Origin of the sequence: Neobacillus vireti (assembly GCF_036962465.1) — a bacterium.
GTDB classification, from domain to species: Bacteria; Bacillota; Bacilli; order Bacillales; family Cytobacillaceae; genus Neobacillus; species Neobacillus vireti_B.
This window is the reverse complement of record NZ_JBALNF010000054.1, coordinates 1-22,622: the sequence shown is the minus strand read 5'-3', so window position 1 is coordinate 22,622 and position 22,622 is coordinate 1. Positions and strand designations below refer to the sequence as shown.

Genomic DNA, 22,622 nt, shown 5'->3' with positions numbered 1-22,622 from the left:
GCGTGCTGGGGAGCCTCCTTGGCGCACTTGCACCTGTGGGGCCCATTAGAATGGGAAAATAAAGTCGGCAATTAATATTTAAATATTTAGTGGGACAAATCAAAATTAAAAAACAAGAAAGAGGGTATCTTTTATGAAAATAGAAACAATCAAATTATGGGAAGACAGAGATGATGTGGAATTAACTACCTTTTTAACCATGCCCGATCGATTTCTTCCAAATCCAGTGAAGAAGCCGGCTGTTATCGTATGCCCAGGCGGTGCTTATTTGATGTGCCCCAGACATGGTAATGAAGGTGATCCGGTAGCAATGGCTTTTGCCATTGATGGCTACCAAAGTTTTGTTTTGGAATACAGCGTAGCAGAGAGGGCACCAGTAGGAAAGGCTCTTTTCCCGGCTCAGATAATCGACTTAGGTAAAGCAATATTGACCATTCGTGAACATGCTGAGGAATGGTGTATTGACGTGGACAAGATTTCGATTATTGGCTTTTCTGCGGGAGCTCACCTGTGCGGTATGTACGCAACTACCTGGAGCGAGCCGCTGTTATCAGAAACCTTTGGTGTCGATTCTTCCGTATTCAAACCACTGAGTGCCATGCTCATCTATGGTCTTCTGGATTACACTATTCAGGAAAAGGTCCGAAAGGCCAATCCGAATCCCATGCTTCCACCTAACTTAAACGAACCTACCTTCGGCTGCATTGACCCGGATGAAGAACAGCTGATAAAATACAGCCCAATCTATCATGTTAGTAAGGACACTCCGCCAATATTTATGGCTGCAGCCATTGATGACGGCATGGTTCCTGCTATTCACTCCATTAAGATGGCTGAAAAGCTGCAGAATGAAGGGCTTCCCTATGAACTTCATATGTTCCAATACGGTGACCACGGCTTCTCTCTGGGCAGAAACTTGATTGAGCCATTCCGCGACGAAAAAGCCCATGCCTGTGCACAGTGGCTTCCACTTGCTAAAACTTTCCTAATGCATTTGGTGAGTCCGGAGACAACTGAGAAAGAAAAGAATCCATTTGCCATGGTTGAAAAATAAAACTTTAGTGTTTTGATTTATATAAGACAAAATTCTACTTATTTTCTGTTAAATAGGGGAATGCACTCTATAAAAATTACTAATATTATAAGGTTATAGTATAAAACGTTTTCATTTAATGTTGGGAAAATTTAGAGGTAAATCGAGTCTTATGTTAAAAGGAGAGTTTTTTTATGAAAAAAAATAGGAAACAATTAATTGAAAAATTGACACTCGAGGAAAAAGCCAGTCTTTGCTCTGGGCTCGATTTTTGGCACTTGAAGGGGATAGAAAGATTAGGGATTCCTTCACTTTTAGTAACAGATGGACCACATGGCTTACGTAAACAATCAGAAAGCGCGGATCATTTAGGAATTTACGCCAGCGTTCCAGCGACTTGTTTTCCTTCTGCAGTAGGGTTGGCTAGCACTTGGAATCGTTCATTGATTGAAAAAGTAGGGGCAGCTCTAGGAGAAGAGTGCCAAGCAGAGGATGTGGCAGTACTTTTAGGTCCTGGGGTAAATATTAAACGCTCACCACTTTGCGGCAGGAATTTTGAGTATTTTTCAGAGGATCCATATCTTTCTTCAGAATTAGCGGCGAGTCATATTAAAGGTGTGCAAAGTCAGGGAGTCGGGACTTCCCTGAAACATTTTGCCGCAAATAATCAGGAACATCGCAGAATGTCAGTGGATACCCTGGTTGATGAAAGAACATTGAGAGAGATCTATCTTGCTAGTTTTGAGAACGCAGTGAAGAAGGGGCAGCCATGGACAGTTATGAGTTCCTATAACAAAGTGAATGGTGAGTATGCTTCTGAGAATAAAAAATTATTATCCGATATTTTAAGGGATGAATGGGGATTTGAAGGGTTTGTCGTTTCTGACTGGGGTGCAGTAAATGAACGAGTAAATGGGTTGGGAGCTGGACTAGAGGTAGAAATGCCTTCAAGTAATGGTGCAGGGGACCAAAAAATTGTCGAAGCTGTTCAAAGTGGAAAATTATCTGAAAAAACATTGGACCAAGCAGTTGAAAGAGTATTGAACATTATCTTTAAAGCAGTAGATAACAAGAAACAAAATGCAACCTATGATAAAGAGGCTCACCACCAATTAGCGAGAGTAGTAGCAAGAGAGAGTATGGTTCTTTTAAAGAATGAAGACTGTATTCTTCCATTAAAAAAGGCAGGAACCATTGCTGTCATTGGTGAGTTTGCCCAATCGCCAAGATATCAGGGCGGCGGCAGCTCTCATGTAAACCCGACGAAACTTGAAAATATCTATGAAGAAATTGAAAAGGCATCTCCAAATGCAAAAGTTTGTTATGCAAAAGGCTATGAGCTAAAGAGTGATAATATTGATGAGAGGTTATTGGCTGAGGCAAAAGAGACTGCGATTCAATCTGATGTTGCCGTATTATTTGTTGGCTTGCCTGAACGTTACGAATCGGAAGGTTATGACCGAGAGCATCTAAGGGTTCCGGAAAATCATCGGCTCTTAATTGAAGCTGTTGCAGCGGTTCAGCCGAATGTTGTGGTGGTATTAAGCAACGGGGCACCAATCGAAATGCCATGGCTTTATAAGGTGAAAGGTCTTCTTGAAGGCTATTTGGGAGGTCAGGCGTTAGGCGGGGCCATTGCTGATTTATTATTTGGACATGAAAGTCCAAGCGGAAAATTAGCAGAAACCTTCCCGAAAGCATTGCGTCATAATCCATCTTATCTTAACTTCCCAGGGGAAGGTGATAGGGTGGAATACAAAGAAGGGCTTTTTGTCGGGTATCGCTACTACGATGCGAAAGAAATCGAACCGCTATTCCCATTTGGTTATGGTTTAAGTTATACCAGCTTTGACTATTCAAATTTAGTAATAGATAAACAAGAAATAGACGATACAGAAACGGTTCAATTATCTGTTACAGTGAAAAACACGGGTGAAGTAGCTGGAAAGGAAATTATTCAGTTATATGTACGGGATGTGGAAAGCAGTGTCATTCGACCGGAAAAAGAACTAAAGAGCTTTGAAAAGGTGGAGTTACAGCCAGGTGAGGAGAAAGAAGTTACTTTTGTCCTTGATAAAAGAGCATTTGCCTATTACAACGTTGATTTGAAAGACTGGCATGTAGAAAGCGGTGTTTTTGAGATATTAATAGGCAAATCCTCAGTCAATATTGAATTAATAGGAAATATACAGGTTAATTCGACCGTTTCAGTTAAGAAATTAATCCATAGAAATACAACAATGGGCGATGTCTTGAAAGATCCAATTCTTTCAAGTATTTTAAATGACGAAGCTTTAACTAAGTTAAAAGGTGTAGGCCCATTTGCAATGGGAGAAGACCCTGATGCTGCCGAAATGTTTCAGGCGTTTATGAAATTTTTGCCTCTTCGTGCACTGGCTACTTTTAACCCTGAAAAATTTTCAGAGGATATGCTAAATACTCTTATTGTAAAATTAAACAAACCTGCCGGTGAAATTCAGAAACTGCTATCTAGATAACCGCTTTTTAGGTAAGGACGATGGGCATAATAACTCTGTAAGACGTTGATTTCTTGAACGACATACTAGTTAAAAGAACTAGAGTAGGTTAAAGAATCCATTAAAACAACTAATGTATTTTGAATTTGTTTAGAATTTAAGAAAGGAAGTTTTTATCATGCGTAAATATGATATAAACGCCATTGACCAACTACAAAACGAAACTACGATTATCGAAAATAACGGAGTTAAGGTTATCGTAAAACCAAGCCCTGGTGAAAACCGACCAGGATATCTAGATCCAATGGAATTAAGCCTTATGGATAACCATTGGGCAGGAAAATTAGAAGGAGAAGAACCTGAAGCCATTCCGCCAATGGAAGTATTAATTCCCATTATGAGGGAAAACATGGGGTTCCCAAACTATAATTTAAACACCGTTGAAATACATACAAAATATGAAGAAATTACAGATAGCGGAAATACAGTAGGCTTGTGGCGTTACTACCCAAGAAAATCAGAAAAGAATCCAAAACGGCCTGCATTGGTATTTTTTCATGGAGGCGGCTGGATTGGGGGCACCGTCTATACGGTTGAAAACTTCTGTAAATTAATAGCTGAATTAGCAGATGCCGTAGTGTTTAACGTAGATTATTCGTTAGCTCCAGAAAAGCCATTCCCACATGGTTTCAACGATAACTTCTATGCGGTAAAGCATGTTTATGAGAATGCCGAAGCCTATGGAATTGACCCAGAAAAAATCAGTGTTGGCGGAGATAGTGCCGGTGGAAATTATGCAGCGGCAGTGTGTCTGAAAGCAAAAGAGGAAGGGACTCCCAAAATTGCCATGCAGGTACTGATTTATCCGGCCGTTACACAAGCAGATGCCATGGTTGACGGATATGAGTGGAGTGAGAACTTCTTTGAAAAATCAGAGGAGCACAAGGACATCATCAATGGGCTTATTACACTTGGAAGACCTTCAAAACTTGAAGATAATCTTTTTTTAGGAGCCTATATTACTGATAAGGAAGATATAAATAATCCTTATGTTAGTCCAATGCTTGCCAAATCCCATGCAGGTCTGCCAAAAGCGATTCTTGCAGGAGCAGAATTTGACGGTTTACGGATTCACACAGAGTTTTATGCCAAGCAGCTTCAGGATGCAGGAGTGGAAACAACTTGTTTCCGTTATAAAGGAATGACCCATGCATTTATTGATAAATTAGGCCATGTTCCACAGGCAGAAGATTTGTGTATTGAAATCGCTAATGCGATTAAGGAATTATAAATATACTAAAAGAAAAGGAACCAATCATATTCGATTTGTGATATGCTTGGTTCCTTTTTTATGAGATTAATTTAGCCCTTACCATGTCCCTTAAAAGACTAACAAATTGGAAGAATAGGGATTGAAAAAAGAACTTTAAGCTTCAGGGACGTCAATGATTTTTTCATTCTAATTACTTATTGTATCGAAGCTGTAAGAGGATAGGACCAATGACAAATAGACGTAATCTGTCGGAAAAAATAAGCTGCTCGTAGGGCAGCATATTTTTTTGCAAAAGGGAATTTAGTGGATAAAAAGTCGGAAAATTGGAAATAAAAAGTCGGAATTTTAGTTAGTGACTTTTTCGTTATCCATTTATACTAAAGTATAAGATTTAATAAAACATAAAGAAAGAGCTATCAAATACAAAAAGATTGTGAATGTTAGAGGAAAGACAGGTAACGAGCGACGAATGTTTACACCGAATGGTTGTAATGTTACTTAAGCATTTTATCGTGTAAAATTAATAATTTTTTATTTTGAGGAGGAAATAAAATGGCCAAAAAGTTCGTTTGTTCAACTACTGAACCAATCGTTCAGACGAAAGTTGGAAAACTCCGAGGGTTTATTTTAGATGATACCTACACCTTTCATGGAATTAAGTATGCTGATGCAAAGAGATTCCAGATGCCCGCCCCGGTTGAGCCTTGGGAGGGAGTGAAGGATGCACTTTCCTATGGTTATGTATGTCCTATGCTTTCGCAGGAAGTACCTTTAGGTGAAATTATGGTTCCTCACCGTTATTGGCCGAAGGATGAGAACTGTCAGTATTTGAATGTATGGACACAGACAATAAGTCCTGATGCAAAAAAACCTGTAATGGTATGGCTTCACGGAGGTGGTTTCGCAGCTGGTTCCTCTATTGAGCAAGTAGCCTATGACGGCGAAAACATGAGCAAATACGGCGATGTAGTTGTTGTTTCCATCAACCACCGTCTCAATATTCTTGGTTACATGGATTTATCCCCCTTCGGAGAGAAATATGCCAATTCAGCCAATGTAGGAAGTGCAGATATGGTAGCAGCCCTTAGGTGGGTACAAGACAATATTGCAAATTTCGGAGGGGATCCGGAGAATGCCACACTCTTTGGTCAGTCCGGCGGCGGTATGAAGGTGTGGTCTTTAATGCAGACCCCAAGTGCAGAAGGATTATTCCATAAAGGGATCATCCAGAGTGGACTGCTTGACGGCTTTTTGAACTCTCCAAAAACGGACGGGACACATATCGTAAATGCCATGTTGAAGGAACTTGGTTTTGGCGAAGGTGAGGTAGAAAAACTAGAAACTGTACCTTATGACCTTATGGCTTCAGCTTACAATAAAGTTTGGCCAGAAATTGCGAGACAGGGACTCTATGTGGGCGGGAATCCTGTTCCAAATGAATTTTATGTTGGAGATCCACGGGTTGTAGGCTTTACTGAACATGCACGGACAATACCGGTTTTAATTGGATCTGTATTTGGCGAATTTGCTTTTGGTCCCGGTGTACCACATAAATACGACCTCTTTGAGGACGAAATAAAACCAATGATTGTGGAGAAATATGGAGAGGCTTCCGAAGAATTGATCAATTTGTTTAAAGCGGCTTATCCCAACAAGAATCTTACTGATCTCCTTGCACTGGATTCCATGTTCCGTTCTCCAACTAAGGACTTTATTGAGAAGAAAGCAAACCATGAAGAAGCACCTATCTTCTCCTTCATGTTTGCCTTTGAGTTCCCTTATGATGATGGAAAGCCTGCGTGGCATTGCTCTGAGATTCCTTTTGTATTCCACAATACTGATAAAGTTCCGATTTGCAATGTACCAGATTTTTCAGACAAGCTTGAGGAGCAGATTTTCGGAGCATGGATTAATTTTGCCAAAAGCGGTAATCCCAATCATCAGGGACTTCCTGAGTGGCTTGCGTGTAAACCAGGAGATGAAGCTACCATGATTTTTGACAATAAATGTGAGGTTAAACATAACCATGATAATAAACTAATTGCCTTACATATTAAGGCAGCTCCTAAATTCATGTTTGGCGAGGAAACTGTGCTCCATTAGTAGTAAGATAAAAGTTGATCAAATGGTGCGTTGAAATTTACAATTAAATCCATTTGACTAAAAATAGAATTTTTATAGAAGGATAATAATTGAATGACTTTGAATGATGTTTAATAGAATGGAGCTCTAGTAAATTTGGGCTCTTTTTTTTCATTCTTCATTAATCTGCGAACATACTGAAATAAAAAATAGAACAAATATCGTCCTGTTTTCAGCCAAATAGGGGAAAGCGATTTAAAGTGATTTTTTATATCATAATACTTGTAAGAGGAAACGCTTTCAGGTGGAGCCGCAATGGGTGGAAAAATCGCTTACTATTTGAAATAAGGATGGGAACTTATGAATTTATCAGCAGTTATTTTTGATTTAGACGGTGTAATTGTTTCGACGGATGAATTTCATTACCAAGCGTGGAAACAAATTAGTGACCAAGAACAAATTTATTTTGATAGAGAGATAAATGAAAGACTACGTGGTGTAAGCAGAATGGAAAGTCTCGAAATTATTCTGAGTCATTCGGATAAAACCTATAGTGAGAATGAGAAAAACCAACTTGCACATCGGAAAAATGAGATCTATTGTGAACTGCTTAACAATTTATCTCCAAACGATATTTTACCGGGTGTTATCAACCTATTAATGAGTTTAATAGCTAGGAATATAAAAATCGCCATTGGCTCATCGAGCAAAAATACTCCTTTTATTTTAGATCAGATTGGATTGACCACTAATTTTGATGCCATCGCCGATGGAAACAGTATCAAAAAAAGTAAGCCTGATCCGGAAGTATTTTTACTAGCAGCTAAAATGCTCGGAGTGAAGCCGGAGGAATGTGTTGTTATTGAAGATGCCAAAGCAGGCATTGATGCGGCAAAAGCGGCTGGAATGAAGGCAGTAGGTGTCGGATCAGCCGCTCATTGTGTAGACGCTAATATAAAATTAAACGATCTAACCAGCTTAGATTTAGAGCAGTTACTAGAAGTGAACGAAATTAGGAGTTGAGACCATGCTGAAACTAAATGACAACCTAACTATTTTGAAAAACAAGCCTTTTTTTCTAAAGGAAAAAGATATCGAGTGGGTGGAAGAAACACTTCACTCTATGAGTTTACATGAGAAAGTGGGGCAAATATTTTGTCCAATCGGTCATTCAGACAATAAACAAGATTTAGAAGTGTTTATTAAGGAATATCATCCTGGGGGTATTATGTACCGTCCAGATACGGGTGCCAAAATACAAGAAACACATGGGTTATTACAGGAACTTTCTCCCGTACCTTTATTGATTTCGGCTAACCTCGAGGCGGGAGGAAATGGGATTGCTACCGATGGCACTTATTTTGGTAAACAGATGCAGGTGGCAGCAACTGACAATATAAAAATGGCTTATAAACTAGGGCTAGTTGCTGGTCGTGAAGGACGAGTTGCAGGGTGTAACTGGGCTTTCGCGCCAATTGTAGATATTGATATGAATTATCGAAACCCGATAACAAATGTAAGAACATATGGTTCTGACCCGATCAGAGTTGCGCAAATGTCTAAAGCATTTATGGAAGGAATTCATGAAAGTGGACTCGCAGCAGCCGTGAAACATTTTCCAGGGGATGGTGTAGATGACCGAGATCAGCATCTCTTACCATCGGTCAACAGCTTATCCACTGAGGAATGGGATCAAACCTTTGGGATGGTTTATCAAGAAATGATTGACAGTGGGGCAAAATCGATTATGGCTGGTCATATGAGGCTTCCTGAGTATTCGCGAAAACTAATGCCAGGCATTGAAGATGACCAAATTATGCCAGCCACATTGGCGCCAGAATTACTGAATGGATTATTAAGGAATAAATTAGGTTTTAATGGGTTAATTGTCACCGATGCATCTCCTATGTTAGGCTTCACTATCTCAGAAAGAAGAGAAGTTGCAGTACCAAAGGCAATTGCTTCAGGCTGCGATATGTTCCTCTTCAACCGTAATATTAAGGAAGATTATGAGTTTATGTTAAAAGGGATTGAAACAGGTATCCTTACTTTAGAAAGATTGGATGAAGCCGTTACTAGAGTTCTCGCTCTTAAAGCCTCCCTTGGTTTGCATGTGCAGAAGGAACAGGGAACCTTAGTACCTAATGAAGCGGAATTGTCAGTATTACAGTGTGAAGAACATAAGAATTGGGCAAAAGAATGTGCAGATCAATCCGTCACATTAGTAAAGGATACACAAAAACTTTTACCGATTAATGCTGAACAATACAAGCGGGTTCGCCTATATGTATTAGGTGATCAAGAAGGAGGGCTCAAGGAAGGCGGTTCCGTAACCCAGCCTTTTGTTGACTCTCTTGAAAAAGCGGGCTTCCAAGTAGAATTATATAATGACAAGCAGGTTAATTTTCAAGAACTGTTTATGAGTGTGAATGATTTTAAAGAGAAATATGATCTTATCATTTACGTTGCCAATCTTGAAACGGCAAGTAACCAAACGACGGTTAGAATTAATTGGCAGCAGCCTTTAAATGCGAATGCACCATGGTTTGTCAAAGATATTCCTACTATGTTTATTTCAGTTGCTAACCCTTATCATCTTCAGGATGTGCCGATGGTAAAAACCTATATCAATGCCTACTCATCTAATGAATTTGTGGTAGAAGCAATCGTTGATAAAATTCTAGGAAAATCTGAATTTAAAGGGAAGAGTCCGGTAGATCCGTTCTGTGGTAAATGGGATACTAGATTGTAAATAAGCAAAAGCACTCCATTATTATGATGGAGTGCTGCTAGTATATATTGAATCTTTGAAACGAGCAAAAATATGTTTCATTTCAATATTAAATTAAATTAAAGCGTTTGCTAAAATACCAATAAGATTAGAACTATACTAGATAGAAAGGGACATGCATAAATGAGAATAAAAAATCTAAGAACCAATCGGATAACGAATCCACTGGGATTTGATTTAGGGAGTCCACGTTTATCGTATGTAGCATATGACACAGAGGCTACCAAACAAACTGCAGCGCAAATACAGGTAGCACTGGATGAAGAATTTACAAATATAGTTTTTGACAGTGAGAAAAGTAGTGAGATTGACAGCCTTGCTTTTGAGCTTCCTATTAACCTTGCTCCATGTACTCGTTACTATTGGCGTGTTACAGTATGGGCGGATAATGGTGATGAGGCTGTGAGCGAAATTGCTTGGTTTGAAACTGCAAAACTAGCACAGTCTTGGGATGCTAAGTGGATCACACCTGATTTTGATAAGGAAATCCATCCAGTATTAACAAGGGAATTTGATCTGTCAAAGGAAGTTATTTATGCCCGTGCTTATGTAAGCGGTTTGGGTTTATATGAATTGGAGATTAACGGTGAAAAGGCTGGAGACGAATTTCTTACTCCAAATTTCAACGCCTATGATAAATGGCTTCAATATCAAACCTATGATATTACTGGATTAATCAGTCAGGGACAAAACTCTGTAGAGGTAAGTCTCGGCAATGGATTATACAAGGGCCGCTTTGGCTTTGAAGGCGGAGAAACAGAAGTTTATGGCAATCAATTTGCGCTTTTATGTGAAATTGTTATTAAACATGCAGATGGAACAACTACCGTCATCAATTCGGATGAATCTTGGACCGCTAGAAGAAGTCCAATCCAATTTAGTGGTATTTATGATGGAGAGATCTACGATGCAAATGCCAACGATGCTTCTTCCTATAATGTTAAAGTTATAGATTTGGGCTATGACCGATTAAAAGCAAGGCTGAGCTTGCCGGTAGTTATAAAGGAAGAGTTAAAGCCAATTGAGGTCATTCATACACCTGCTGGCGAAACCGTATTGGATATGGGCCAGAATATGGTAGGCTGGGTTGAATTTATAACCAATGCCCCTAAAGGAACAGAAATCGTTTTACAGTTTGCGGAACTCTTGCAGGAAGGGAACTTTTATCAAGATAATCTCCGTACAGCCAAGGCAGAATTCAGGTTTATTACGAATGGGGAAGAATGTACTGTAAGGCCGCATTTTACTTATTACGGCTTCAGATATGTGAAAGTTTCTGGCTGGAACGGAGAAGTAAATAAGGATGATTTTACTGGCTGCGTCTTATATTCTGATATGGATATAACAGGTAATATTGAAACTAGTAATCCATTGGTTAACAGATTATTCCTGAATGCCTTATGGGGTCAAAAAGGGAATTTCCTAGATGTACCGACTGATTGCCCGCAGCGTGATGAACGAATGGGCTGGACTGGGGATGCTCAAGTCTTTTCGGGAACAGCAGCCTTCAATATGGATACGTATGCTTTCTTTAGTAAATACGGTTATGACCTTGCCCAGGAACAATCCAAGTTAGGTGGTAGTGTTCCAATGGTCGTACCAATGGCAACGGTTAAAGGCGGCGGTTCAAGTGCATGGGGAGAGGCAGCAACTGTTATTCCTTGGAATGTGTATGTACATTACGGAGATAAAGCCATTCTTGAGCAGCAATTTGAGAGCATGAAGGGCTGGGTTGATTATATCAAGAGGGCGGATGATGAATCAGGTGCCAGACGACTTTGGACTACCGGATTCCATTTTGGCGACTGGCTCGCATTAGATGGAGAAGATCCAAGCTCTCCAATGGGCGGAACTGAAACAGCATTTATTTCCTCAGCCTATTATAGCTATTCGTCCATGCTGGTTGCAAAGGCTGCAAAAGTAATAGGCAAGGACGAAATTGCAGAAGAATACGAAGAGTTATCGAATGAAGTCAGAAATGCGATAAGAGCAGAGTACTTTACTTCAAATGGTCGACTTGCTTTAAATACTCAGACAGCATTGATTGTTGCCCTATTTATGGACCTTGTTCCAGATGAGCATCGAAACAGAATTGCTAACGATTTACGTGAAAAATTGAAAAAGGATAAGAACCACTTAAAGACAGGATTTGTTGGGACACCTTATCTTTGCAGAGTGCTATCTGAGAACGGAAACAATGATTTAGCTTATACTTTACTGTTAAACAAGGATTATCCAAGCTGGTTATATGCAGTAACGATGGGAGCCACAACGATTTGGGAACGGTGGAACTCCGTTTTGCCGGATGGCAAAATCAGCGGAACGGATATGAACTCTCTAAACCATTATGCATATGGATCGATTGTGGAATGGATGTACCGAAGTGTCGCTGGGATTAATCCTGTTGAAGAACAGCCAGGATTTAGAAGTGTAAGGTTGGCGCCACAGCCTGATTATCGCTTGGAGTACGCGAAGGCTACTTTGGAATCTGCGGCAGGTTTATATGAAAGTCAGTGGGAACTAACCGATGAAGGACAATTGAAATTTAGATTTGTGATTCCGTTTAATGCTACAGCTGTTGCTGAGTTACCGGATGCAAAACTTGAAAATGTAATAATTAATGGAAGTCAACTTAAGCAGAACGATTTTAAAGCAAGTCAATCAGGCGAGCAGGTGCACGTTGAGTTAGCCAGTGGAACTTGGGAAATCGTTTATATGCCGGAAATTGACTATTTCAAATACTATAGTACTCACATGCCATTAGCTGACTTGCTTGAAATGGAAGAAGTCAAGAGTGTATTGGCTGAGACAGCTCCACATGTTGCAGCTTCCCCTCAAGAAATGGTGGGGAGAGTTGGCCATCATTCATTAAGGGAATTGTCCCATCTGCCATTTTTGCCGATTTCGGCAGAGGTTTTAGACGAGTTGGATAAAAGGCTTGGGAAAATAAGAGTTGTTGTTCAGTAATTAATAATGACGGTGTAGGAGAAAGAATAGATGAAAACAATGAAATATATCCGGGATCCTTACATTTTAAGTTATGAGGAAAAATACTATCTTTATGGAACTAGAAGTGCGACCACTTGGGGACTTGCAGATGGATTTGACTGCTATGTAAGTGAGGACTTAGAAAACTGGCAGGGTCCGATTGAAATTTTCCACAATGATGGAGACTTCTGGGCAGATAGAAGCTATTGGGCACCTGAATAAAGAGAGACCACAGTTTAAACGTGTCAAAGAGGTTAATGACGTTTTATTATTAGTTTAAACTTCATTTTTTCAACATGCGTTGTAGAGAGGATCTTCTTCAACAACGCATGTTTTTTTATGATATAAAAAGTAAACTATTAAACTAGAAGAAAAGTTTATCAAAGATCTTTTCTATTATCAGTCGGTTAGATAACTGATAAAATGCTTGCAAAGCAACGACATTTTTGAATCAGATTTGCTCATCATAACTATACTCCGGGGAGGAATAACTTTTTCTACATTAAGTTGAAATATTCGCCCTTGTTGGATCAACTCCTGTGCGAACATGGAAGGAACAATGCCGATTGCTAGATTACGTTCAACAAATGGCAGGACGGTTGTGGAGGTTCGAACACTATATTCCGGATCAAGAAGAATTCCCTGTTCTTCAAACCACAAATCTAAATGAGTTCGGGCGCTCGTTCCTTTTTCTACTGTTACAAGCGGCAATTCGCTTACCTCGTTTATAGACAAAACTCGGTTTTGGAGATGTTTGTATGCAGAACCCGCTATTAAAATATCATGGAAATCCGAAACCTTCGTAATAATTAAATCTTCGGCATCTAGAATTGGGGAAACAGCAAAGGCTAAATCTACATTTCCATTTTGCAGCATATGAATGGTCTCAGGAGTCGAACTTCCGACAACATTCATATAGATGTCTGGGTGGCTTTGGCGGAATGTTTCAATTTTTGGAATTAAATAATGATATAAGGCTGTTTCGGTTGCACCAATTTCCAGCTTCCCAATCTCAAAATTTATCATCCGATTAAGCTCTTTTTCTCCAATCATCAGCTCATCCATTGCCTTCGTAACGTGAGAAAATAAACTCTCTCCTTCATTTGTTAAGATCATCCCTTTTGCTGTTCGTGAAAACAATTTGCATTTAAAATGGTTCTCCAACTTTTTAATGGATTGTGTTACGGCAGGCTGTGAAAGGAACAAAGTATCAGCAGCTTTTGATATGCTGTTTAGACGTCCCACATAATAAAATGCACGATAATATTCCAAATTCAATTCAAGTGGCATGAAAAATCCCTCACACTATTACTTATACTTATATTGTTTATAAATACCATTTATTAGCATTATAATACCTTTGCCTATTAAAATATAGTTATAACAGATAGAAAGATAGACAAACTACTCGGAGATGAAAAAACATGAAGTCAATCAGAATTGCGGCTGGAGCAGGGTTTGCGGGAGATCGAATAGAACCTGCACTGGATAACATTATCAGGGGGAATGTGGACTATATCATATTTGAATGCTTGGCAGAAAGAACCATTGCTCTCGCTCAAAAGGAGAAGCATTCCAATCCAGACATAGGATACAATCATCTTCTAGAATATCGCATGGATAAAGTAATTCCATTGCTTAAGGACCATCCTGTTAAGGTCATTACAAATATGGGAGCAGCAAACCCCATTGCTGCAGCAAAGAAAATCTATGAAATTGCTTGTGAAAACGGGCTAAATCAATTGAAAATTGCTGCTGTTAGCGGGGATGACGTATTGAGTATAATCAATAACTATAGCCAAAAGCCTATGATGGAAACGGGAGCTAAACTTGAAACAATCAGGGACAATATCATTTCGGCAAACGCATATATAGGCGGACAAGCCATTTCAACAGCACTTGCTGAAGGAGCAGATATTGTTGTAACAGGCCGTGCTGCTGATCCTTCGTTAGCAACAGGTCCCATAATGCAAGAATTTGGCCGATCCTATAGCGATTATGAGTTTCTCGGCAAAACAGTGGCGGCTGGCCATCTTTTGGAATGCGCTGGGCAGCTAACGGGCGGATATTTTGCCGACCCGGGTTATAAGGATGTACCGGAATTGTGGAATTTAGCATTTCCAATTTTGACCTTTTTTGAAAATGGTAACATCGTGGTTGAAAAGCTTCCAGATACCGGAGGAATTTTAAACATTCTAACTGTAAAAGAGCAGTTGCTTTATGAAGTGCAAGATCCCATGAACTATATTACACCGGATGTAGTGGCGGATTTTTCTAATATTACGGTGGAGGAACTTGGTGACAATAAAGTGCTGGTGAAAGGAGCTTTTGGGAAAAGAAAAACCGGCTCATTAAAGGTAAGTGTTGGCTATCTTGATGGTTTTATTGGCGAAGGTGAAATAAGTTATGGGGGACATAATTGTGTGGCCCGTGCTCAACTTGCTGAAGAAGTTATTAAAAAACGTTTAGAAATACTAAAGGTGGATTACAAAGAATTGCGGACGGATTTGATTGGAATCAATAGTTTGTATGGAGCAGCTACAGCTCAATTAGCAAAAACAGTTTTAAATGAGGTCCGATTACGTGTATCAATACGAACAGATCATAAAGAGGCCGCAGAAATCGCTGCTCGTGAAGTAGAATCTTTATATGTGAATGGACCGGCAGGAGGAGGCGGAGCCAGAGGAGATTTCACAAACATCGTCTCAGTGGCATCTGTGCTGATACCCGAAGAAGATGTGAAATTAGGCATTACATGGGCTGGAGGTCCTGCACAATGAAGTTATATCAAATTGCGCACTCGCGCACTGGCGACAAAGGAAATATTTCAACTATTTCTGTAATCGCTTACAACCAGGAAGACTATCCGCTTCTCTGCGAACAGCTGACAGAAGATAAAGTTATTTCATGGTTTGCAAAAATAGGAGCTACTAGAGTGAAGCGATATGAAGTTCCTAGTTTGGGAGCCTTAAATTTTGTTCTGGAAAACACGCTTGGGGGCGGTGTCACACGCTCACTGTCACTGGATAAACATGGGAAGTCATTAAGCGGGCTTATGCTGGAAATGGATCTTGGGTAGAAAAATAGCGAAGGCAGGGGGGATGGTTATGGATGAAAACGAATGGTTAGAGAGAGTTCAGCAATACATTAAAAAGCAATACGCTAGTCTAGAAGTTAAGCCGATAGTTGAGTTACAAGAACCTGAAGAAATTATGTTAGAAATGGATGATAGTGTGCGGCTGCGTACAGTTGTGTATAAGCCTCCTGGAAACGGTCCTTTTCCCACGATTCTAACACGAACCTGCTATCCAGGGATGGAAGATATAGTTCGTATTCAATCTGAAGAATACTGCAAACGGGGATTCATGTTTGTCTATCAATTTTGTAGAGGAACAGGCGGTTCAGAAGGGAATTGGGAGCCAAATGTCAATGAACGAAACGATGGGAAGAATACATTAGATTGGCTTAACAGCTTGAATGAAGTGGAGAGTATAGGGTACATAGGGAATTCGTATCTTGCCCTTACAGGTTGGGCAGTGGCAGATATTGTACCAGAAAAGGTGAAGACCATGTACCTTACACATTACGGTACAGACAGGTTCACATCAGCCTACAAAAATGGAATGTTTAGACAAGATGTGCTGACTTCATGGGCAATGGATAACGCTGGTTTCCCAGTAAAGGCTGACTATATTGAGTCAGCAAAATACCGGCCTCATATTAATGTTGATGAAGAAATGTGGGGAGCACGTCTCGGTTGGTATCGGAGCTGGATTATAAGCACAAACCGGGATGATAGTTACTGGCGTGAAGGATTTTGGAAAGTGCTTGCTGATATACCGAAAAAGGTCACAATTCCCATTTATTTAGGCGGAGGCTGGTATGACCATCATTTAGGGAGTGCCTTCAAGACTTGGCAAAATTTATCGCCAAAAGCAAAGGAGCACAGCGTTTTCCGAATAGGGGCTTGGAATCATGGTTTCATGCCTTGCGTCCAAGGGGTTGAAGCGAATAAATTGGAAAATGCAGATGAAGTAAACGCATTTAATTGGTTTTACAATTTGCTGGTACTAAAAAATTTACCTGATGGGGAAGTGAAACTATATAAAATTGGTGCTGACCTTTGGCAAAGCAACCGGGAATACCCTTTCCAAAATGATGAGTTGGAGTACTTTTTCTCAACTGACAAATGTGATGGAGCTGCATATGTACTGCAAGGAAAGGCCCCTGATAAAAAGAATCAATTACAGTATATTTACGATCCTGATCATCCTGTATTATCTCATGGCGCAGAATCCATGATGCGTACTATGAATGAAGTCGGGAGTTTGCGGCAGCCAGAATGCGGTTGGCGTGATGATGTCTTAAGTTTTGTATCTCCGCCGCTTGAGACTGATCTTGATATTTTAGGCAATATAAAATTACAGTTATATGTTAGCTCAGAGGCCAAGGATACAGCATTTACCGCAAAAGTAATGGAAATACACGAAGATGGCAGATCGTATAACATACGTGGGAGCATTGGAACGCTTGCCTATAGAAAAAATGATGAGAGCAGCCGTTTACTTTATGAACCAGGTGACATTGTAGAGGTACATTTGGATATGTGGGATATTTCGTGGAGGCTAAAAGCTGGTTCACGCCTGCGTGTAGATATTTCATCATCTGATTTTCCGCAATACTCTATTCATAGTAATCATGAGGGGATTTGGTCATTGCAAGAATCCGCAAAAGCAGTAAACCAGACGCTGCACTTTGGAGGTGATTGCAAATCGCGCCTGATTCTGCCAATAGAAGGGTGATTAGGATTTCGTTTAGAAAGATAGTTAAGATTAAGAGAAACATACCTACAATTTGAGGGGAGAAAAAATATGAAAAAAACAAGATTGATGGTAAAGGTATTTTTACTCGTTTTAGTCACTATCCTTTTGACAACAGCTTGCTCTAGCAAAAGTAGTACAGACACTACAGAATCTGGGGATAAAGGTGCAGGTTATACAATCAAAATGGCCTACGTGAGCACTGGAACAAATCTTGATGATCTTCCAAAAGTGCAGGAGGAAATAAACAAGATTACCAAAAAGAAAATAAATGCGACTGTTGAATTGGAACCAATTGGTGTATCCGCATGGGATAATCAATCGAAGTTGATGGTAGCAAGTGGTGAAAAATTGGATCTCATCCTTTCCACATCCATATTTGGTAATTATGCTCTTCAGGCAGCAAGAGGAGAATTTGTCCCTTTAGATGATTTACTAAAATCGCATGGTAAAGGAATACTTAAGGTTTTTTCTGAAGATGTATTGGAAGGAACGAAAGTGAACGGTAAAATTTATGCAATCCCTAGTGTCAGGGAGTTTGGAGCAAACTATGGCTTTATTATGAGAAAGGATATTGTTGATAAATATCATATTGATCTCTCTAAGGTTAAGACATATGAAGATTTAACAGATGTATTTAAGATTGTGAAAGAGAATGAACCAAATTTAATCCCTATTGTAAATGCAGGCAGTGCTGCAACAGATTCAAGGCTTGGTGGAATGTATGATTCATTAGGTGATGGTTTCGGAGCTATTAACTATCATGGTGACCCTAAGAAAATCATTAATTTATATGAAGATAAAGATTATATCGATCAGATTCATTTAACAAGAAAATGGTACGAATCAGGATACATTATGAAAGATGCAGCTACATCAAAGGAGACTGCGGCAAACATTGTGAAAGCCAATAAAGGATTCGGTTACTTTAATAATTTAAAACCTGGTTTTGAAGCGCAAGAATCAAGGCTAACTGGTCATGAGATGGTTTCTGTGACACTATCAGATAGTTATATGGCAACAAGTGGTGCAACAGCATTTGGCATGTCTATTTCTAAGAATAGTGAAAATCCCGAAAAATCCATGGAATTTTTAAATCTCTTATACAGCGACAAAGACATTATGAATTTACTAGCTAATGGAATAGAAGGTAAACATTACACCCATAATTCTGATGGAACCATTAGTTTGCCAGAAGGGATAAAGGAGTCAAAGTATGTATTTAATAACTGGGAGGTTGGAAATAACTTCCTAACTTCTGTTTGGAAGGGTGACGATCTTGATCACTGGAAGCAATTACAGAGTTTTAATGATTCCATGATTAAATCACCAGCTTATGGTTTTACTTTCGATGTTAATCAAGTGAAGTCAGAAATTGCGGCATGTCAGAATGTAGTAAATCAATACCGTGATGGACTAGGATCTGGAACCTTAGATCCTGATAAGACACTAGTAGAATTTAATAAGAAGTTAAAAGCGGCTGGACTAGATAAGATTATTAATGAGAAGCAAAAACAATATGATAAGTGGTTGAAAATGCAATAATGCATAAGGGGCAAGAGAGCAATAAGATCGCTCTCTTGCCCTTTATGATATTGTCTTCCATAGGTAAAACTATCACCAATTCAAACACTAGGCACTAACCTTTCAAAAGGTCGGAAAATTGAAAATAACAGGTCGTATTTACGGATAGGAAAGTGCTTTCATATGTTGTATCTTTAAAGTAGAAAAGACTATTTAGTATTGGGCCACTGCAAATAATTTTAATTTTTAAGAAGAAGATTAAAGAACCGAGTGGAGTATCAGTTTCAACGAGCTTAAAATCTTCAATAAATTTAAGCTTGTACACTATTAAAAAAGGGGCAAATAACAATGGCAATGGAAATTGGATTAAATTTATTTTCAGTATTTAAAGAATTAAACGAAGATTATTTTGGTACCTTAGAAAAAGTTGCTGAAATGGGTTACAAAAATATAGAGTTGATTTCAGCCAATTTTGCTACGGGAGAGCGGTTTACTGATACTTTTTCCCTTCCAGTTATTAAGAAGAAGTTTGACGATTTAGGGTTAAAGGCGTTTGCAGCTCATGAAGGTGTTGCTCCGGGGAAATCGTTACTGGATACTGATTGGGATAAGATTATTGAAGAAAATGCAGCTCTTGGCTGTGAGTCGATTGTCTTTCCAATGGCCTTTATTTCCGGACGTGAGGATACCCTTCAAACGGCTGAACAACTAAATCAATTAGGGGAAAAGTGCAAAGAAGCAGGTTTAGGCTTCTACTATCATAATCATGCACATGAGTTTAAGAGAATTGGAGAAACATCCCTATTCGAACTTCTTGTTGAAAATACAGATCCAGAGAACGTGAAATTTGAGTTGGACATCGTTTGGGCGGTGAGGGGGGGATATGAACCATTGGCATTGCTTGAAAAATTAGGCAGCCGTTGCGACATGATCCATCAAAAGGATTTAGGGAAACATGTAGATACGGTTAATTTATTTTCCGCTTCAGTTCAAGAGGACAACGCGGATCTGATGAAATTATATACAGAGCTTGTGAAGCCAACTGATTTCGTTAATCTAGGGACAGGAATTATTAATTTCCAAGAAACCTATCAAAAGCTGAGCGAATTAGGATCGATTCGCTATGCGATTGTGGAAAACGAAGGACAGGTCGGAAATAAATTTACTAGCATTGCGAGTGATTTACAAGTGATGGAGAACAATGTAATCGGATATATTAAAAGATAATTTGAATGGGGATATAGAATGGCTGATCATATAACAAAAATCAATACTGAAACTCAGATCAAATATGTCGAAAACACTGGCGGGCCAACCTTAGGATATTCTGAAACGTCGGGAGTAAAAGTCATCGAAAAAGATGGATACTTTTTTAAGGATTTAAATAAAGATGGAAAAATAGATAAGTATGAGGATTGGCGGTTAACGCCTGAGGAAAGAGCGAAGGACCTTGCCTCAAAAATGACGATTGAGCAGATTGCCGGGCTTATGTTATACAGCAGGCATCAATCCATTCCAGCCGGCAGTAGAGGCTGGTTTGATGGTTCGTATGGCGGCAAGTCATACGAAGAAAGCGGTGCAAAACCATGGGATTTAACCGATGAGCAAATTGAGTTTCTTTCAAAAGATAATTTAAGGCATGTTCTCGTCACTATTTTAGAAAGTCCTGAAACGGCTGCACGTTGGAATAACAAGGTTCAGGCTTTTGCAGAAGGAATTGGCCTTGGAATTCCAGCAAACAATAGCTCAGATCCACGCCATGGTTCAGATTCAAGTGCTGAATTTAATGCTGGATCAGGCGGGAAAATCTCAATGTGGCCTGAGTCACTGGGTCTTGCCGCTACATTTACTCCAGAACTAGCTGAAAGATTTGGAGAAATTGCCTCAAAGGAATATCGGGCATTAGGGATTGCAACCGCGCTATCGCCGCAAGTTGATATTGCCACAGATCCACGCTGGTTCCGTTTTAATGGAACTTTTGGGGAAGACTCACAGCTTTCCTCCGATATGACTCGAGCATATGTGGAAGGCTTTCAGAATTCAGCGGGTGAGAAAGAAATTGCTGAAGGATGGGGTTATGAAAGTGTCAATGCAATGGTAAAACATTGGCCGGGCGGCGGCTCCGGTGAGAGCGGCAGGGATGCCCACTATGGATACGGGAAGTTTGCCGTATATCCAGGGGGTAATTTTGATGAACATTTAATTCCATTTACAGAAGGGGCCTTTAAGTTACCTGGTAAAACAAAAATGGCCTCTGCAGTTATGCCGTATTATACCATCTCAGTTGATCAAGACCCTGTTAACGGAGAAAATGTCGGTAATTCATACAACTCTTACTTGATTAATGATTTACTTCGCAAACGATATGGTTATGACGGTGTGGTTTGTACGGACTGGGTTATTACTTCAGATGAGCCAGAAAATATTGATACCTTTATCGGCGGAAAGCCTTGGGGAGTTGAAAATTTAACCGTTGCTGAACGGCATTATAAATTACTTATGGCCGGTGTTGATCAATTCGGAGGAAATAATGAAGCTGGTCCCATTTTAGAAGCCTACCAAATGGGGGTTGCTGAACATGGTGAAGCATTTATGCGAAACCGCTTTGAAGAATCAGCAGTCCGTCTATTAAAAAATATCTTCCGCCTTGGACTGTTTGAAAATCCTTATCTAAAAGTAGAGGAAACGATTCAAGAAGTGGGAAAACCAGAGTATATGCAGGAAGGATATAATGTGCAGCTTAAGTCTCTTGTTATGTTAAAAAACAAGAATAATATTTTGCCATTAAGTAAGGACAAAACTGTATATATTCCGAAAAGATATACCCCTGCCGGCACAGACTGGTTTGGAAATCCAACACCTGAAAAATTAGAGTATCCAGTCAATATCGAAGTAGCAAATAAATATTTCAAGGTGACAGATAACCCTGAAGAAGCAGATTTTGGTTTGGTTTTTATTAGTACACCAAAGTCTGGGAATGGTTATAGTCATGATGATGTGAAGGAAGGCGGAAATGGATATGTACCAATCAGCCTTCAATACAAACCTTATACAGCAACCTACGCCCGCGAAACAAGTCTTGCTGGGGATGCACGTCCTGGTGACGTTTTAAACCGATCCTATAAAGGAAAAACGGTAACTCCGAGCAATACTACTGATTTGAATAATGTTTTAGAGACAGTAGAGGCCATGAAGGGGAAACCGGTTATTGTTTCGCTTTTGCTTTCCAACCCAACCATTGTGGGAGAATTTGAAAAGGACGTAGATGCAATTATTGCTAATTTTGGAGTACAGGATCAAGCCATTTTTGATATTTTAACAGGGGAAGCAGAGCCTTCAGGTCTTCTGCCAATGCAAATGCCTGCAAACATGAAAACCGTCGAGGAACAATTGGAAGATGTTGCTCACGACATGGAATGCCATGTGGACTCGGAAGGACATATTTATGACTTTGCTTTTGGACTAAGTTGGGCTGGTAAGATCCAGGATGGAAGAACCGAAAAGTATCAAATTAAAGAATAGAGTGGGACTTCCATTAACCCCAACCGGAATATATAGAGCCGGTTGGGGTTAGTTCATTGCTTATGAGTGGTAAAAAGCCAAGTTCGGACAGCGCAAGCCAGAAATCACGTGG

15 protein-coding genes are annotated in these 22,622 nt (G+C 39.7%); 14 read left to right on the top strand and 1 reads right to left on the bottom strand.

Annotated features, from left to right (window positions below; all coding sequences use genetic code 11):
* The first annotated feature begins 133 nt into the window (after nucleotides 1–133).
* The 8 genes from V7077_RS20670 (at nucleotide 134) to V7077_RS20635 (ending at nucleotide 12,866) form a co-directional block, all read left to right on the top strand.
* On the top strand, nucleotides 134–1,054 hold the full coding sequence (locus V7077_RS20670) for an alpha/beta hydrolase (RefSeq protein WP_335505423.1): 921 nt from the start codon (nucleotides 134–136) through the stop codon (nucleotides 1,052–1,054).
* A gap of 173 nt (nucleotides 1,055–1,227) precedes the next feature.
* On the top strand, nucleotides 1,228–3,531 hold the full coding sequence (locus tag V7077_RS20665; RefSeq protein ID WP_335505421.1) for a glycoside hydrolase family 3 C-terminal domain-containing protein: 2,304 nt from the start codon (nucleotides 1,228–1,230) through the stop codon (nucleotides 3,529–3,531).
* A 157-nt stretch (nucleotides 3,532–3,688) separates the two neighbouring features.
* Nucleotides 3,689–4,801 carry an alpha/beta hydrolase gene (locus V7077_RS20660; RefSeq protein ID WP_335505419.1) on the top strand — a complete coding sequence of 371 codons (1,113 nt, stop codon included), beginning with the start codon at nucleotides 3,689–3,691 and terminating at the stop codon, nucleotides 4,799–4,801.
* 534 nt (nucleotides 4,802–5,335) lie between these two features.
* Nucleotides 5,336–6,886: a carboxylesterase/lipase family protein gene (locus tag V7077_RS20655; RefSeq protein ID WP_335505417.1), complete on the top strand. Its 1,551-nt coding sequence runs from the start codon at nucleotides 5,336–5,338 to the stop codon at nucleotides 6,884–6,886.
* A gap of 339 nt (nucleotides 6,887–7,225) precedes the next feature.
* Nucleotides 7,226–7,888: a beta-phosphoglucomutase gene (gene pgmB, locus V7077_RS20650; protein ID WP_335505415.1), complete on the top strand. Its 663-nt coding sequence runs from the start codon at nucleotides 7,226–7,228 to the stop codon at nucleotides 7,886–7,888.
* A 4-nt stretch (nucleotides 7,889–7,892) separates the two neighbouring features.
* Nucleotides 7,893–9,617, top strand: a complete 1,725-nt coding sequence (locus V7077_RS20645) for a glycoside hydrolase family 3 protein (RefSeq protein ID WP_335505413.1) — start codon at nucleotides 7,893–7,895, stop codon at nucleotides 9,615–9,617.
* A gap of 162 nt (nucleotides 9,618–9,779) precedes the next feature.
* Nucleotides 9,780–12,623 carry an alpha-L-rhamnosidase gene (locus V7077_RS20640; RefSeq protein WP_335505411.1) on the top strand — a complete coding sequence of 948 codons (2,844 nt, stop codon included), beginning with the start codon at nucleotides 9,780–9,782 and terminating at the stop codon, nucleotides 12,621–12,623.
* A gap of 30 nt (nucleotides 12,624–12,653) precedes the next feature.
* Entirely contained in the window at nucleotides 12,654–12,866 is a 213-nt protein-coding gene (locus tag V7077_RS20635; protein WP_335505410.1) for a hypothetical protein, read from the top strand.
* A 177-nt stretch (nucleotides 12,867–13,043) separates the two neighbouring features.
* Here the strand turns inward: V7077_RS20635 and V7077_RS20630 are convergent, their stop codons facing one another.
* The gene (locus V7077_RS20630; protein WP_335505408.1) at nucleotides 13,044–13,934 is read right to left on the bottom strand and encodes a LysR family transcriptional regulator; all 891 of its coding nucleotides are present in this window, start codon (nucleotides 13,932–13,934) and stop codon (nucleotides 13,044–13,046) included.
* Nucleotides 13,935–14,068: 134 nt separating this feature from the next.
* Here V7077_RS20630 and V7077_RS20625 point away from each other — a divergent pair, with 134 nt between their 5' ends.
* The 6 genes from V7077_RS20625 (at nucleotide 14,069) to V7077_RS20600 (ending at nucleotide 22,510) form a co-directional block, all read left to right on the top strand.
* On the top strand, nucleotides 14,069–15,424 hold the full coding sequence (locus V7077_RS20625; protein WP_335505406.1) for an acyclic terpene utilization AtuA family protein: 1,356 nt from the start codon (nucleotides 14,069–14,071) through the stop codon (nucleotides 15,422–15,424).
* Nucleotides 15,421–15,723: an AtuA-related protein gene (locus V7077_RS20620; protein ID WP_335505404.1), complete on the top strand. Its 303-nt coding sequence runs from the start codon at nucleotides 15,421–15,423 to the stop codon at nucleotides 15,721–15,723. Before V7077_RS20625 ends, V7077_RS20620 begins: the two co-directional genes overlap by 4 nt.
* Before the next feature lie 28 nt (nucleotides 15,724–15,751).
* Nucleotides 15,752–17,446: a CocE/NonD family hydrolase gene (locus tag V7077_RS20615; protein ID WP_335505402.1), complete on the top strand. Its 1,695-nt coding sequence runs from the start codon at nucleotides 15,752–15,754 to the stop codon at nucleotides 17,444–17,446.
* A gap of 69 nt (nucleotides 17,447–17,515) precedes the next feature.
* The gene (locus V7077_RS20610; protein ID WP_335505400.1) at nucleotides 17,516–19,009 is read left to right on the top strand and encodes an ABC transporter substrate-binding protein; all 1,494 of its coding nucleotides are present in this window, start codon (nucleotides 17,516–17,518) and stop codon (nucleotides 19,007–19,009) included.
* Between the two features lie 327 nt (nucleotides 19,010–19,336).
* Complete coding sequence (locus tag V7077_RS20605) at nucleotides 19,337–20,215, top strand: sugar phosphate isomerase/epimerase family protein (protein WP_335505398.1); 879 nt, start codon at nucleotides 19,337–19,339, stop codon at nucleotides 20,213–20,215.
* Between the two features lie 18 nt (nucleotides 20,216–20,233).
* The gene (locus V7077_RS20600) at nucleotides 20,234–22,510 is read left to right on the top strand and encodes a glycoside hydrolase family 3 protein (protein ID WP_335505396.1); all 2,277 of its coding nucleotides are present in this window, start codon (nucleotides 20,234–20,236) and stop codon (nucleotides 22,508–22,510) included.
* Nucleotides 22,511–22,622: the final 112 nt, after the last annotated feature.

Excerpts from the sequence above, each read along its gene's own strand:
- V7077_RS20655 (WP_335505417.1), top strand. The coding sequence starts at position 5,336 with ATGGCCAAAAAGTTCGTTTGTTCAACTACTGAACCAATCGTTCAGACG.
- V7077_RS20625 (WP_335505406.1), top strand. The coding sequence starts at position 14,069 with ATGAAGTCAATCAGAATTGCGGCTGGAGCAGGGTTTGCGGGAGATCGA.
- pgmB (WP_335505415.1), top strand. The coding sequence starts at position 7,226 with ATGAATTTATCAGCAGTTATTTTTGATTTAGACGGTGTAATTGTTTCG.
- V7077_RS20665 (WP_335505421.1), top strand. The coding sequence starts at position 1,228 with ATGAAAAAAAATAGGAAACAATTAATTGAAAAATTGACACTCGAGGAA.
- V7077_RS20620 (WP_335505404.1), top strand. The coding sequence starts at position 15,421 with ATGAAGTTATATCAAATTGCGCACTCGCGCACTGGCGACAAAGGAAAT.
- V7077_RS20670 (WP_335505423.1), top strand. The coding sequence starts at position 134 with ATGAAAATAGAAACAATCAAATTATGGGAAGACAGAGATGATGTGGAA.
- V7077_RS20645 (WP_335505413.1), top strand. The coding sequence starts at position 7,893 with ATGCTGAAACTAAATGACAACCTAACTATTTTGAAAAACAAGCCTTTT.
- V7077_RS20605 (WP_335505398.1), top strand. The coding sequence starts at position 19,337 with ATGGCAATGGAAATTGGATTAAATTTATTTTCAGTATTTAAAGAATTA.
- V7077_RS20660 (WP_335505419.1), top strand. The coding sequence starts at position 3,689 with ATGCGTAAATATGATATAAACGCCATTGACCAACTACAAAACGAAACT.
- V7077_RS20640 (WP_335505411.1), top strand. The coding sequence starts at position 9,780 with ATGAGAATAAAAAATCTAAGAACCAATCGGATAACGAATCCACTGGGA.
- V7077_RS20600 (WP_335505396.1), top strand. The coding sequence starts at position 20,234 with ATGGCTGATCATATAACAAAAATCAATACTGAAACTCAGATCAAATAT.
- V7077_RS20635 (WP_335505410.1), top strand. The coding sequence starts at position 12,654 with ATGAAAACAATGAAATATATCCGGGATCCTTACATTTTAAGTTATGAG.
- V7077_RS20630 (WP_335505408.1), bottom strand. The coding sequence starts at position 13,934 with ATGCCACTTGAATTGAATTTGGAATATTATCGTGCATTTTATTATGTG.
- V7077_RS20615 (WP_335505402.1), top strand. The coding sequence starts at position 15,752 with ATGGATGAAAACGAATGGTTAGAGAGAGTTCAGCAATACATTAAAAAG.
- V7077_RS20610 (WP_335505400.1), top strand. The coding sequence starts at position 17,516 with ATGAAAAAAACAAGATTGATGGTAAAGGTATTTTTACTCGTTTTAGTC.